Origin of the sequence: Desertihabitans brevis (genome assembly GCF_003327535.1) — a bacterium.
Taxonomy (GTDB): Bacteria; Actinomycetota; Actinomycetes; order Propionibacteriales; family Propionibacteriaceae; genus Desertihabitans; species Desertihabitans brevis.
Window position 1 is genome coordinate 300844 of record NZ_QOUI01000001.1, and the last position, 13024, is coordinate 313867.

The window sequence follows — 13024 nt, forward strand, 5'->3', positions numbered from 1 at the left end:
CGACGATGACGAGCAGCGCCCGCCGCGAGCTGGTGGCCGGGCTCATCACCGACGTCCCCGACTGGCCGGTCCCGGGCGTGACGTTCAAGGACATCACCCCGCTGCTGGCCTCCCCGGGCGGGTTCTCCGCCGCGGTGAGCGAGCTGGTCGAGAACGCCCCCCGGGAGGTGGACGTGGTGGTGGGGGCCGAGGCCCGCGGGTTCGTCTTCGGCGCGCCGGTGGCGCTCGCCCTCGGCGCCGGGTTCGTCCCGGTCCGCAAGCCGGGCAAGCTGCCGCGCACCACCCGCGACCAGAGCTACCGCCTCGAGTACGGGGAGGCGACCCTCTCGGTGCACACCGACGCCGTCGTCTCCGGGGCCCGGGTGCTGGTGGTCGACGACGTGCTGGCCACCGGCGGCACGCTGCTGGCCACCTGCCAGCTGCTCGCCTCGATGGGCGCCACGGTGCTCGGCACCTCGGTGGTGCTCGAGCTCGCCTCGCTCGGCGGGCGAGAACGGCTGGCCGGCGAGGGTGTCCGGGTGGACGCGCTGGTCACGGCGGACTGACCGGTGCCGGAGAGCAGCCGCTTCGGGGCGCGCTACGTCGAGCCCCTGGTGCAGATGCCCGAACGGGGCACCTCCCCGGCGCGGGCCCTGCTCATCCGCGCCGGCCTGGCCGCGCTGCTGCTCGTCTTCTCCACCCTGCTGGTCTACTTCGACCGCGACGCCTACATCGACCAGACCGGCGGTGACGGCGTCGACCTGATCGACGCGCTGTACTACTCGACGGTGACGATGTCGACCACCGGCTACGGCGACATCGCCCCGCTGCTGCCGCACGCCCGCATCATCAACGCGCTGGTGGTCACCCCGCTGCGCGTGCTGTTCCTGGTCCTGCTGGTCGGCACCGCCATCGAGGTGCTCGCCACCGAGGGCCGCCGCATCTTCATCGACGCTCGCTGGAGGAAGCGCATGCGCAACCACGTGGTCCTCGTCGGCTACGGCACCAAGGGCCGGGCCGCCGCGGCGACGATGCGGCGCAACGGCATCGCGATGGAGAAGGTGGTCGTCATCGACGGCAACGCCACCGCGCTGCAGGACGCCAACAACGACGGCCTGGCCTCGATCAAGGGCGACGGCACCCGCCGCGACATCCTGCGCCGGGCCGAGATCAGCCGGGCCCGCGAGATCATCATCACCCTCGACCGCGACGACTCCGCCATCCTGGCCACGCTCACCGTCCGCCAGCTCAACCCCAGCGCGCACGTCGTGGTGGCCGTCCGCGAGCACGAGAACGTCTCCCTGCTGCGCCAGTCCGGCGCCGACTCCGTGGTCACCTCCTCCGACGCGGTCGGCCGGCTGCTGGGGCTGTCTGCGGTCAACCCGTCGGTCGGCACCGTGATCGAGGACCTGCTGTCCTCCGGTGAGGGCCTGGAGATCGCCGAGCGCCAGGTCACCGCCGAGGAGGTCGGACGGGCACCGGCGGAGGTGACCGACGTGCGGGTGCTGGCGGTGGTGCGCAACCAGACGTTGCGCCGCTACTACGACCCGTCGGTGGCCCAGCTGGAGACCGGCGACCGGCTGGTGGTGGTGCGCCGCAGCTCCTCCGACATCGTCACCGACAGCCTGCCCAAGGAGCGCACCAAGCCCTCCAGCGACGACGCCGGCTGGTGAGCGGCGACCCGGTGCCGGGGCTGAAACGGTCCACCTAGAATGGCAGACCACAGCAGATCTGCTCCGAGCACGAGAGGGGTCGGTGACAGGTGAGCGAGACGGTCGGGCAGCGTGAGACGCAGGCCCCGGCGCGCCCCCGGGACGGTGACCGGCCCGCCCAGCCGGCACCGCCGCGCGTCCCCGACCGGCTGACCAGCGGCCCCGAGCAGCCCCGCCTGAGCATGCGCCACCGGCTGGCCCGGCTGGGGGCGGCCCGCCAGCCGCAGGCCGCCGTCCTCGACCCGCTGATCAAGGTGATGCGCACCGCGCACCCCAAGGCCGACGTCGCCCTGATCGAGCGTGCCTACCGCACCGCGGAGCACTACCACCGCGGCCAGACCCGCAAGTCCGGGGACGCCTACATCACCCACCCGCTGGCGGTCACCACCATCCTCGCCGAGCTGGGCATGACCGAGCCGACCCTGGTCGCCGCGCTGCTGCACGACACGGTGGAGGACACCCCGTACACGCTGCAGCAGCTGACCCGCGACTTCGGCGGCGAGGTGGCCCAGCTGGTCGACGGCGTCACCAAGCTGGACAAGGTGAAGTACGGCGAGTCGGCGCAGGCCGAGACCATCCGCAAGATGATCGTGGCGATGAGCCGCGACATCCGGGTGCTCGTCATCAAGCTCGCCGACCGGCTGCACAACATGCGCACCCTGCACTACCTGCGCCACGACAAGCAGACCCGGATCGCCCGGGAGACGCTGGAGATCTTCGCCCCGCTGGCCCACCGCCTCGGCATGAACGCCATCAAGTGGGAGCTGGAGGACCTCGCGTTCTCGGTGCTGCATCCCAAGATCTACGACGAGATCGTGCACCTGGTGGCCGAGCGCGCCCCGCAGCGGGAGAAGGTGCTGCGCGAGATCACCGAGGTGATCCAGGCCGACCTCAAGACGGCCCGGATCAAGGCCACCGTGACCGGACGGCCGAAGCACTACTACTCGATCTACCAGAAGATGGTGGTCCGCGGTCGGGACTTCTCCGACATCTACGACCTGGTCGCGCTGCGCATCCTGGTCGACGACCCGCAGCAGTGCTATGCCGTGATGGGCATCCTGCACGCCCGCTGGCGGCCGCTGCCGGGGCGGTTCAAGGACTACATCTCGATGCCGAAGTTCAACCTCTACCAGTCGCTGCACACCACGGTGATCGGTTCACGGGGGGCTCCGGTCGAGCTGCAGATCCGCACCTGGGACATGCACCGCAAGGCCGAGTACGGCGTGGCGGCGCACTGGAAGTACAAGGCGGTCGGGTCCGGGCGCACCGGCGTCCCCGACGACCTGCGCTGGGTGGCCAACCTCAGCGAGTGGCAGCGCGAGACCGCCGACCCCGGCGAGTTCCTGGAGTCGCTGCGGTTCCAGATCAACACCGGCGAGGTGTACGTCTTCACCCCCAAGGGCGACGCGCTGGCGCTGCCGCAGGGCTCCACCCCGGTCGACTTCGCCTACACCGTGCACACCGAGGTGGGGCACCGCTGCGTGGGCGCCAAGGTCAACGGCCGGCTGGTGCCCCTGGAGTCGGTGCTGGCCAACGGCGACGTGGTCGACATCCAGACGTCCAAGGCCGAGAACGCCGGCCCCAGCCGCGACTGGTTGGAGTTCGTCAAGAGCCCCCGGGCGCGCAACAAGATCCGGCACTGGTTCACCAAGGAGCGCCGCGAGGAGGCGATCGAGGAGGGCAAGGAGCAGCTGGCCCGCCAGATGCGCCGCTCCGGCCTGCCGCTGCAGCGTCTGCTCACCCTCGACCGGCTGACCGCGGTCGCCGCCGACTTCCGGGTGCCCGACGTGACGGGTCTCTACGCCGCGGTGGGGGAGGGCCACGTGGCCGCGCAGGCCGTGGTCAACCGGCTGATCGGCACCGAGGGCGGACAGGAGCCCGCCCTGGACGAGACCCACGAGGACCGTCCGATCCGGCCCCGGCGGCGGGCCTCGGGCAGCGGTGACACCGGTATCGCGGTGCACGGCGACACCGACATGTGGGTCAAGCTGGCCAAGTGCTGCACCCCGGTGCCCGGCGACCAGATCATGGGCTTCATCACCCGCGGGTCGGGGGTCTCGGTGCACACCGTGCACTGCACCAACGCCGAGAACCTGCGCCGCCACCCCGAGCGCCTGATCGAGGTCAGCTGGGCGCCGAATTCCTCCAGCTCGTTCCTGGTGGGCATCCAGGTCGAGGCGATCGACCGCAACGGGTTGCTGTCCGACATCACCCGCTCGATCTCCGACCAGCACGTCAGCATCCAGGCCGCCAACGTGGTCACCACCAAGGACCGGCTGTGCAAGATCCGGTTGACCTTCGAGACCGCCGACCCCAAGCACCTGGACCACCTGGTCAACGGCATCCGCCGCGTGCCCGGCGTCTACGACGTCTTCCGGGTCACCCAGTAGCAGGCGGAGGAGCGCGGCCCCGGGACACCCTCCGACCAGCCGCGAGTGTGCCCATCCCGTCGCTCCGCGACCCGGTTCGGCGACGGTTCGGCCACACTCGCCCCTCACGACGTCCGGGCCCGCGACAGGGACACCGGCGGGGCGGCCCGGAGACCGTCGTGGCGACAGCGGACGACGAGCAGCGATCAGCCGCTGAAGTCCTGCACCGCCCGCTCGGCCTGCTCCAGCCACGTCCGGTACGTCTCCGCACCCGCGCGGGCCTCCTGCGCGGCCTTGGTGTTGCCGCGGGCCTCCGCCTTCTCCGCCCGCTCCTCCAGGGTGGCGATCTGGGCGCGCAGCTTGGCCGCGGTCTCCTCCGCCCGGGCGCGGGCCTCGGGGTCGGTGCGGCGCCAGTTCTCCTCCTCGGCCTCCCGGACGGCGTTCTCCAGGGCCCGCAGCCGCCCGTCGAGGGGCCGCATCGCGTCGCGGGGCACCTTGCCGATCTCGCTCCACCGCTCCAGCAGGGTGCGGTAGGCGGCGCGGGAGGCCTCGAGGTCCTGCACGGGGACGACCTGCGGCTCGAACTCGGCCAGCAGCGCCTCCTTGGCCCGCTGGTTCTCGGCGAACTCGGCGTTCTCGGTCTCCTGCTGGGCCTGGCGGGCGCCGAAGAAGCGGTCCTGCAGGCCGCGGAAGCGGGCCCACAGCTGGTCGTCGACCTCGCGCGGGGCCGGACCGGCTGCCTTCCACCGCTGCATCAGCTCGCGGAAGGCGGCACTGGTCGGACCCCAGTCGGTGGAGTCGGCCAGCGTCTCGGCCTCGGCGATGATCTTCTCCTTGGTCACCCTCGCGGCGTCGCGGCGCTGGGCCTGCTCGGCGAACTGGGCCTTGCGGCGCTTGGTGTAGGAGGTGCGGGCGGTGGAGAAGCGGTGCCACAGCGCCTCGTCGGTGGGGCGGTCGATCCGGGGCAGCGACTTCCACTGCTCCAGCAGGTCGCGGAACCGGTTGACCCCGCCGCGCCAGTCGTTGCCGGCGGCGATCCGCTCGGCCTCGGCGACCATCTCCTCCTTGGCGGCGCGGGTGCTGGCCGACTGCTCGGCGCGGGCCTGCTTGCGCTGCTCGGACTGCTGGGCGAGCACGGGGCCGAGGCTGTCCAGCTGCGCCTCCAGCGCGGCCAGGTCGCCGACCGCGGAGGCGTCCTTCAGCGTCTCCCGCACGGTCGCGATGGACTTGCGGGCCTCCTCGGGGGAGAGGTTCTGCTGCCGGACCCGCGCGACCAGGAGGTTGACCTCCAGCTCGAGGGCCTGGAAGCGCCGGACGTAGAAGGCGAGCGCCTCCTCGGGTGTCACGCCGGGCATCTGCCCGACCGCGCGCTCACCCTCGGGCGTACGGACGTAGACCGTCATGTCCTCGGCCACCCGGCCGAAGGACTCCGGACCTGCTGACTGCGTCATGGGGACCATCTTGCACCATGCCGGGCGGCCCACCCCGCGCTCGGCATCGCGGAGGACGGCTGGCCGCGGTCGGAACGGCACGCCGCCGACGGCGCTCTCGGTAGGGTGCACCTGTGCTGATCGCCTCCTTCGCCGTCGGCCCGTGGCAGAGCAACTGCTACGTGGTCGCCCCCGAGCCCGGCGGGCCCTGCCTCGTGCTCGACCCCGGCCCGGGCGCCCTCGACCTGGTGCGGCGGGTCGTCTCGGAGCAGCAGCTGACGGTGGCCGGCGTGGTCGCCACCCACGGGCACCTCGACCACGTCCTCGACGCGGCCGCGCTGTGCCGCGAGACCGGCGCACCCTGCTGGATCCACCCCGCGGACCGGCACCTGCTCACCGACCCGCTGGCCGGGATCGGTGCCGCCGCGGCGCCGCTGCTGCAGAGCCTGACCGGGGGAGAGCCGATGGTCGAGCCGCCGGAGGTGGTGGACCTCACCGGTGACCGGCTGGAGCTGGGCGGGCTGGAGCTGTGGCTGCGCGAGGCCCCCGGGCACACCGCGGGCTGCGTGCTGCTCGGCGCCGACCACCCCGACGAGTCGGTCAGCGGGGTGCTCTTCTCCGGTGACGTGCTCTTCGCCGGGTCGGTGGGACGGGTCGACCTCCCCGGCTCCGACCCCGCGGCGATGCAGCGCACGCTCGGCGAGGTCGTGCTCGGGCTGGACGACGGGCTGGCGGTGCTGCCCGGTCACGGGGAGCAGACCAGCATCGCCCGCGAGCGTGCCGGCAACCCGTTCCTGCGCCGTCCCGACTCCCTCGCCGGGTCGGCCACCGCTGCGGAGGTCGTCCGATGAGCCGCGTCTCGGCCATGTCGGGCTACCCGGAGTTCCTGCCCGCGCAGCGGATGGTGGAGCAGCAGGTGCTCGCCGTGCTGCGCGAGACCTTCGAGCTGCACGGCTTCGCCCCGATCGAGACCCGCGCGGTCGAGCCGATGAGCCAGCTGGCGCGCAAGGGCGAGATCGACAAGGAGATCTACGTCGTCCGCCGGCTGCACGCCACCGACGACGAGTCCGCCGAGCCCGCTGACCAGCCCGGCCCGGGAGGGTCACCCGATCTCCTCGGCCTGCACTACGACCTGACCGTGCCCTTCGCCCGCTACGTGCAGGAGTTCGGCGGACGGCTCAGCTTCCCGTTCCGGCGCTACCAGGTGCAGAAGGTGTGGCGCGGCGAGCGTCCGCAGGAGGGTCGCTACCGCGAGTTCACCCAGGCCGACATCGACGTGGTCGGCTCCGGCGCGCTGGCTGACCACCACGACCTGGAGATCCCGCTGGTGGCGCTGGAGGCCTTCGAGCGCCTGCACCGCGAGCTCGACCTGCCGCCGGTGCGGATGCGGGTGAACAACCGCAAGCTGTCGGAGGGCTTCTACCGCGGGCTGGGCGTGGAGGACACCGCCGCCGTGCTGCAGCGGGTCGACAAGCTGGACAAGATCGGCCCGGCCAAGGTGCGCGAGCTGCTGGTCGCCGAGACGCCGCTGGGCCCCGAGCAGGCCGACGCCTGCCTGGCGCTGTCGACCATCCGCGGCCAGGACGCCGGCTTCGTCGAGCAGGTGCGCGCCCTCGGGGTGGAGCACCCGCTGCTGGAGGAGGGGCTGTCGCTGCTCTCTGCACTGGTGACGGCCGCGGCCGAGCGGGTGCCGGGACGGCTGCAGGCCGACCTGAGCATCGCCCGCGGCCTGGACTACTACACCGGGACGGTCTACGAGACCGAGCTGGTCGGCTTCGAGTCGCGCGGTTCGGTGGGCTCGGGCGGGCGCTACGACTCGCTCGCCAGCGACGGGCGGACCACCTACCCCGGTGTCGGGTTCTCCTTCGGGGTGACCCGGCTGCTGGCGCCGATGTTCGCCCGCGGCGAGCTGACCGCCACCCGGACGGTGCCCAGCGCGGTGCTCGTCGCGGTCGACGACGAGGGCACCCGGGGCACCGCCGAGCAGGTGGCGGCCGCGCTGCGCGCCGGCGGGACGAGCTGCGAGGTGGCCCCGAAGGCCGACCGCTTCGGCAAGCAGATCCGCTACGCCGAGCGCCGCGGCATCCCCTTCGTCTGGTTCGGTGGGCTGTCGGGGGAGGTCAAGGACATCCGCAGCGGCGAGCAGGTGGCCGCCGAGGCCGGCTCCTGGCAGCCGCCGGAGGACGACCGGCGCCCCCGCGTGGTCCGCGGCTGACCTCCCCTGCAGGACGGGCGGCCGTGGACGACGAGGTCCTGCAGGACCGGGCCGACCGGCGGGTGGTGCGCTCGGGACCGACGGTGCGTCGCCCGGTGCAGCCGTGGACGCCGGCCGTACATGCGCTGCTGCGCCACCTGGCCGACGTCGGGTTCGCTGCGGCACCTCGTGTGCTCGGCGTCGACGGGGACACCGAGGTGCTCAGCTACCTACCGGGGGCCTCCGGGCCGGAGGGCTGGGCGCGGGTGGTCGACGAGAACGGGCTGCGGGGCGCGGCCCGGCTGCTGCGGGACCACCACGAGGCCGTCCGCGGCTGGCAGCCGGCCGAGCCACCGGTGTGGGCCACGGGTCCCGCCGGCACCGGCGGGCCGGGTGAGCTGGTCTGCCACGGCGACTACGGGCCCTGGAACCTCGTCTGGGACGGCGTCCGGTCGGTCGGCCTGCTCGACTGGGAGTACGCGCACGTGGGCAGTCCGCTGCTCGACGTGGCCTACGCGCTGGAGTACGTGGTCCCGTTCCGCGACGACGCGGAGTGCCTGCGCTGGCTGCGCTACCCCGCCCCGCCCGACCGGCGCCGCCGGCTCGAGCTGTTCGCCGCGGCCTACGGGCTGACCTCGACCGAGGGGCTGGTCGAGGAGGTGCTGGCGGTCCAGCGGCTCGCGGTCGACCGCGTCCTCGAGCTGGCGGCCCGGGGGCAGCCGCGCCAGGTCGCGCAGGTGGCCGAGGGGTTCCCTGAGGTGCTGCGCGAGCGGATCAGCTGGACCGAGCGGCACCGCCACCTGGTCGACTGAGCCGCCCAGCCCGCTCAGACCGGGGTGGTGACCGCGGCCCGGCGGGTGCGCCGGGACCGGCGGCCGCGGCCGACCAGGTCGACCATCAGCACCACCAGCGCGATCCAGACCAGCACGAAACCCACCCAGCGCACCAGCGGCATCGCCTCGCCGAACACCCACACCCCGACCACGAACTGCAGCACCGGGGCCAGGTTCTGCACCAGCCCGACCAGCGAGAGCGGGATCCGGCGGGCGCCCGCACCGAAGCAGACCAGCGGGACGGTGGTGACCAGTCCGGCCGAGACCAGCAGCCAGGTGTGCGCGGCGCCGTGGCCCAGGAAGGTGTTCTGGCTGCCCAGCACGACCAGCGTCACCGCCGCCACCGGCGTCAGCCAGGCCGTCTCCACCGTCAGCGACGTGACGGCGTCGGTGGTCACCGTCTTCTTCACCAGCCCGTACAGCCCGAAGGAGCCGGCGAGCGCGAGCGAGAGCCACGGCGGCTGGCCGTAGCCGACTGCCAGCACCAGCACCGCCAGCACCGAGACGCCGACGGCCACCCAGCGGGCAGGCGTGAGCTTCTCCCGCAGCACCACGACCCCGAGCACCACGCTGACGATGGGGTTGATGAAGTAGCCGAGCGCTGCCTCCACCACGTGCCCGGAGTTCACCGCCAGCACGTAGACCACCCAGTTGATCGCGATCAGCACGCCGGCCGCGCCGAGCAGCAGGACGCCCCGGCGGTCCAGCGAGCGGTAGGTCGCCAGCGCGCCCCGCCCGCCGCGGCGGCGTCGCAGCCAGCCGAGCACGGCGCCGAGCGCCACGCAGACGACCAGGCTCCACAGCACCCGGTGCGCGACGATCTCCACCGGGGTGGCCGGGAGCAGCAGCGCGAAGTACAGCGGCATGGCGCCCCACAGCCCGAAGGCGGCCGTGGTGAACAGCAGTCCCCGGGTCTGCTCGTCGCGGGCGGGAGGGGTGTCGGTCACCCGGTCATCCTGCTCCCGGCGGCCAGGGCCGGGGAAATCGTCTCGGACGCCGACCCGAACCGGCCGGATGCGGCCCCTCCCACACCGGCCGCACCCACCGTCGCCGACCGGCACACCTGCTGCAGCGTGGGCGCCGTGCCGCGAAGGTGTGTGGCGGACGTCGGCGCGGCGCCCGAACAGCGGCCGTCCCCGTCCCCGGCACACACCGTCGTCGACCGCCACACCTGCTGCAGCGTGGGTGGCGTGCCGCGAAGGTGTGTGAGGGGCGTCGGGAGGCGCAGGAGGCAGCCGGTATCGACGTGCCCCGACCGCGGTGGCTGGCTAGAGTGGAGCCCGGAGCCGGGGGCGGCGTGACGACCCGCCCGCCGGGGCCCTCGCGGCCCGGGCGACCCGGCACCCGCGCGTCCGGCGAGACCGACGAGAGGCCGGGATCCCCGGCGAAGGTGTGGTGGCACCGCGAACTGGCCCCCGCCCACACCTCCAGGGCTGCCCGTCCCGGGGCGGTCCCACCCTCCCGGGACCCGACCCGGAAGGACGATCATGATCCGCACCCACCGCGCCGGCACCCTGCGCTCCGAGCACGCCGGCCAGACCGTCACCCTCGCGGGCTGGGTGGCCCGCCGCCGCGACCACGGCGGGGTGGCCTTCCTCGACCTGCGCGACGCCAGCGGCCTGGTCCAGGTCGTGGTGCGCGACGAGGTGCTGGAGGCCTCCGGCGCCCACGACCTGCGCAACGAGTACTGCGTCCGCGTCACCGGCGCCGTCGAGACCCGGCCCGAGGGCAACGCCAACCCCGACCTGCCCACGGGCGAGATCGAGGTGGTGATCACCGAGCTGGAGGTGCTCAACCCCTCGGCCCCGCTGCCGTTCCAGATCGACGAGCGCACCGACGTCGGCGAGGAGGCCCGGCTCAAGCACCGCTACCTCGACCTGCGCCGGCCCGGCCCCGCCGCGGCGATCCGGCTGCGCTCGAAGGTCAACCAGGCCGCCCGCGCCGTCCTCGCCGAGCGCGACTTCGTCGAGGTGGAGACGCCGACCCTCACCCGCTCCACCCCGGAGGGCGCGCGGGACTTCCTGGTGCCTGCCCGCCTCGCCCCCGGCTCCTGGTACGCGCTGCCGCAGAGCCCGCAGCTGTTCAAGCAGCTGCTGATGGTGGCCGGGCTGGAGCGCTACTACCAGATCGCCCGCTGCTACCGCGACGAGGACTTCCGCGCCGACCGGCAGCCCGAGTTCACCCAGCTCGACATCGAGATGAGCTTCGTCGACCAGGACGACGTCATCGAGCTCGGCGAGGCGATCGCCACGGCGCTGTGGCGGCTCATCGGCGTCGAGCTGGAGGCCCCGTTCCCGCGGATGAGCTACCGCGAGGCGATGGCCCGCTACGGCACCGACAAGCCCGATCTGCGCTTCGGGCTGGAGCTGATCGACTGCACCGAGTACTTCGCCGGCACCCCGTTCCGGGTCTTCCAGGCGCCCTACGTGGGCGCGGTGGTGATGCCCGGCGGGGCGTCCCAGCCGCGGCGCACCTTCGACGCCTGGCAGGAGTGGGCCAAGCAGCGCGGCGCCAGGGGGCTGGCCTACGTCACGGTCGCCGAGGACGGCACCCTGGGCGGTCCGGTCGCCAAGAACATCAGCGAGACCGAGGCCGCCGGGCTGGCCGCCCACACCGGCGCCCAGCCGGGGGACTGCATCTTCTTCGGCGCCGGGGAGGCCAAGCAGGCCCGGGCGCTGCTCGGGGCGGCCCGGCTCGAGGTCGGACGCCGCTGCGGGCTCATCGACGAGGACGCCTGGTCGCTGCTGTGGGTGGTCGACGCGCCGCTGTTCGAGCCGGCCGCCGACGCCCGCGCCGCCGGTGACGTCGCCGTCGGGGCCGGGTCGTGGACGGCGGTGCACCACGCCTTCACCTCCCCGCGCCCGGAGTACCTCGACACCTTCGACACCGAGCCCGGGGAGGCGCTGGCCTACGCCTACGACCTCGTCTGCAACGGCAACGAGATCGGCGGCGGGTCGATCCGTATCCACCGCCGCGACATCCAGGAGCGGGTGTTCGCGGTGATGGGGCTCAGCCAGGAGGAGGCGCAGGAGAAGTTCGGCTTCCTGCTCGACGCCTTCGCCTACGGAGCCCCGCCGCACGGCGGCATCGCCTTCGGCTGGGACCGGATCGTCGCACTGCTGGCCGGTGCGGACTCCATCCGCGAGGTGATCGCCTTCCCCAAGTCCGGCGGTGGCTACGACCCGCTCACCGCGGCCCCGGCACCGATCACCCCCCAGCAGCGCAAGGAGGCCGGTGTGGACGCCCGTCCGGTCGCTCCCGGCGGTCAGCCGTCGGCGCGATCGGACGCATGACCGGGCTCCTCTGGCTGCTGGCCGCCCTGCTCCTCGGCTGGGTGGCTGTCGGCCGCACCCGGGCCGAGCCGCGTCGGCTGGGCAACGCGTTCTGGCTGCTCGCGGCGCTGCTGCTGGCGCTGAACGCGCTGGTCGCGCTCGGTCTGCCCGGTGGCGGGCTGCTGGTGCTGGCCGGAGGAGGGCTGCTGCTGTTCTCCCCGCTGCTGGTGCTGGCGCTGGTCGTGCTGCTGCTGGCCAACGGGGTGGTGATGGTGCGCCGGGAGGGCCGCTCGCTGGGCAACCTGCTCTCCCTGCTGGGCGGGCTGGCCCTGCTCGGCCTGGCGCTGACCCCGCTGCTGGTGCTGGGTACCGGGCTGCGCCCGGTCGTGCTCGCGGTCGTCCTCTTCGTCGACCTCGCCGCGGCCTACCTCGGGTTCGTGCTGCTGGCCTTCCTCGGCTACGGCTGGCTGTACCCGCGGCTGGTGCGCGGCTGGCCGGCGTCCTGGGTGGTGGTGCTCGGCTCGGGTCTGGCCGGCGGGGAGCGGGTGCCCCCGCTGCTGGCCGGCCGGGTCCGCGCCGGGATCGCCGAGGCCCGGGCCCGGCAGGTGCCGGTGCTGGTGCTGTCGGGTGGCCGGGGTTCGGACGAGCAGCGGTCGGAGGCCGACGCGATGGCGGAGTGGGCCCGCACCGAGGGCGGGCTGGTCGAGGGCGACGGCGTGCCGCGGCTGCTGCTGGAGGAGCAGTCGGCCTCGACCGAGCAGAACCTGCGCCACACCGCCGCCCTGCTGCGCGAGGCGCCCGAGCTGCGCGCCGGTCCGGCCCTGCCGGGTGACGGGCCGGCACCGGTCGACCCGGCGCCGACGGTCGCCCCGCGGGAGTCGGCCGGGGAGCCGGCCACCGGGCCCGCGGACGTCCCGGCGGCCCTGCCGCCCGGGCTGGTGGTCACCAGCAGCTACCACGTGCTGCGGGCCGCCATGCTGGCCCGCCGGCTGGGCCTGCCCGCGCAGGCGGTCGGCGCCCCGACCGCACGCTACTTCTGGCCCTCGGCGGTGCTGCGGGAGTACGTGGCGGTGCTCGCCGAGCACCCCGTCGTGCACGCGGTGCTCACCCTGCTGGTCGCGCTGCCGGCCCCGCTGCTGGTGCTCTGGCTCTCCTGAGCGCGACGGTGTGCGCCGATGTCGGCCGGGTGTGCCACGATGCTCCCCACCACGCTCGACCGACCAGAGGAGCACCGA

The 13024-nt window shown here is 73.7% G+C and carries 10 protein-coding genes; 8 read left to right on the top strand and 2 right to left on the bottom strand.

Translation table 11 applies throughout. The features are described 5' to 3' along the window. Positions 1 to 5 precede the first annotated feature (5 nt). From DT076_RS01325 to DT076_RS01335, 3 genes are all read left to right on the top strand, one after another. Complete coding sequence (locus DT076_RS01325; RefSeq protein ID WP_114125196.1) at positions 6 to 545, top strand: adenine phosphoribosyltransferase; 540 nt, start codon at positions 6 to 8, stop codon at positions 543 to 545. 54 nt (positions 546 to 599) lie between these two features. Next, entirely contained in the window at positions 600 to 1652 is a 1053-nt protein-coding gene (locus tag DT076_RS01330; protein ID WP_114125197.1) for a potassium channel family protein, read from the top strand. 221 nt (positions 1653 to 1873) lie between these two features. Then, entirely contained in the window at positions 1874 to 4081 is a 2208-nt protein-coding gene (locus DT076_RS01335; RefSeq protein WP_114125198.1) for a RelA/SpoT family protein, read from the top strand. Positions 4082 to 4266: 185 nt separating this feature from the next. Here the strand turns inward: DT076_RS01335 and DT076_RS01340 are convergent, their stop codons facing one another. After that, entirely contained in the window at positions 4267 to 5511 is a 1245-nt protein-coding gene (locus DT076_RS01340) for a DUF349 domain-containing protein (protein ID WP_114125199.1), read from the bottom strand. Between the two features lie 113 nt (positions 5512 to 5624). Here DT076_RS01340 and DT076_RS01345 point away from each other — a divergent pair, with 113 nt between their 5' ends. Genes DT076_RS01345 through DT076_RS01355 form a run of 3 tightly spaced genes read left to right on the top strand, consistent with a single transcriptional unit; the run spans position 5625 to position 8496 of the window. Then, complete coding sequence (locus tag DT076_RS01345; protein ID WP_114124839.1) at positions 5625 to 6341, top strand: MBL fold metallo-hydrolase; 717 nt, start codon at positions 5625 to 5627, stop codon at positions 6339 to 6341. Continuing rightward, on the top strand, positions 6338 to 7705 hold the full coding sequence (gene hisS / locus DT076_RS01350) for a histidine--tRNA ligase (RefSeq protein ID WP_114124840.1): 1368 nt from the start codon (positions 6338 to 6340) through the stop codon (positions 7703 to 7705). The genes DT076_RS01345 and hisS overlap by 4 nt, the downstream gene beginning before the upstream one ends. A gap of 23 nt (positions 7706 to 7728) precedes the next feature. Next, positions 7729 to 8496, top strand: a complete 768-nt coding sequence (locus tag DT076_RS01355) for an aminoglycoside phosphotransferase family protein (RefSeq protein ID WP_199538869.1) — start codon at positions 7729 to 7731, stop codon at positions 8494 to 8496. A 14-nt stretch (positions 8497 to 8510) separates the two neighbouring features. Here the strand turns inward: DT076_RS01355 and rarD are convergent, their stop codons facing one another. After that, positions 8511 to 9464, bottom strand: coding sequence for an EamA family transporter RarD (gene rarD / locus DT076_RS01360; RefSeq protein ID WP_233493561.1), 954 nt, complete (start codon positions 9462 to 9464; stop codon positions 8511 to 8513). 540 nt (positions 9465 to 10004) lie between these two features. Between rarD and aspS the strand changes: the two genes are divergently transcribed. Together aspS and DT076_RS01370 are read left to right on the top strand one after the other, a co-directional pair. Next, positions 10005 to 11810 (top strand): aspartate--tRNA ligase, encoded by a 1806-nt coding sequence (gene aspS, locus DT076_RS01365; RefSeq protein WP_114124841.1) that lies wholly within the window; start codon positions 10005 to 10007, stop codon positions 11808 to 11810. Next, a complete protein-coding gene (locus DT076_RS01370; RefSeq protein WP_114124842.1) occupies positions 11807 to 12946 on the top strand; it encodes a YdcF family protein in 1140 nt (379 codons plus the stop codon). Before aspS ends, DT076_RS01370 begins: the two co-directional genes overlap by 4 nt. The last annotated feature ends 78 nt before the right edge of the window (positions 12947 to 13024 follow it).